The organism is Sporofaciens sp. JLR.KK001 (assembly GCF_036941055.1).
Classification (GTDB): Bacteria; Bacillota; Clostridia; order Lachnospirales; family Lachnospiraceae; genus Sporofaciens.
This window is the reverse complement of the sequence record NZ_JAYMNO010000015.1, coordinates 1-619: the sequence shown is the minus strand read 5'-3', so window position 1 is coordinate 619 and position 619 is coordinate 1. Positions and strand designations below refer to the sequence as shown.

The following is a 619-nucleotide window of genomic DNA, read 5'->3' as shown; positions in this document are numbered from 1 at the left end:
ACTGAACCACTACCGGCTAAAGCCGGTAGGTTCGATTTGCTGCTAAAGCAGCCTGAAGTTGTCCGTGCTCTTCTTTATGCTTTTGTACTTTAATTTTATCCAATCTCGAAGTTATCTGATTTGTTTTTCTCCTGCAAATCCTGGTTTTTGATATACTCTCTGATGATTTCATCCGTCACATTTCCACTACTTGCCACAAAATATCCTCTTGCCCACAAATGCTGTCCCCAGAATTGCTTATTCAAATCCTTATATTCCATTTGCAACTTTCTGGATGTATTCCCTTTGATATATTGTACCAATTTGCTTGCAGACAAGTGCGGTGGAGCAGATACCAGCATATGGATATGGTCTGCTCCTACATGCCCTGCCAAAATTTCCACATCATTACTTTGACAGATGATTCGGATCAGTTCTCTTGTCCGTATTGCTATCTTCCCTGTAATCACAGGTTTCCTGTACTTTGTAATCCACACCAAATGATACTTAATGTCATACGTACAATGTGACGATTTTCTATAATGCTGCATATTCTTCACCTCAAGTTTAGTATCTCTATTTTTTCCCTTTTCTAAACTTGAAGATATAGGGTTGACCTAAAGGTTTCGCCTTAAGGCGA

Annotated in this window: 1 protein-coding gene; it reads right to left on the bottom strand. The window is 39.3% G+C overall.

Annotation, left to right across the window (positions count from 1 at the left end; genetic code table 11):
- Positions 1-95: 95 nt before the first annotated feature.
- On the bottom strand, positions 96-530 hold the full coding sequence (gene tnpA / locus VSQ62_RS32310; protein ID WP_334632532.1) for an IS200/IS605 family transposase: 435 nt from the start codon (positions 528-530) through the stop codon (positions 96-98).
- Positions 531-619 lie beyond the last annotated feature (89 nt).

Bases quoted from the DNA above. Each gene is read 5' to 3' on its own strand.
- tnpA (WP_334632532.1), bottom strand. From the start codon at position 530: ATGCAGCATTATAGAAAATCGTCACATTGTACGTATGACATTAAGTAT.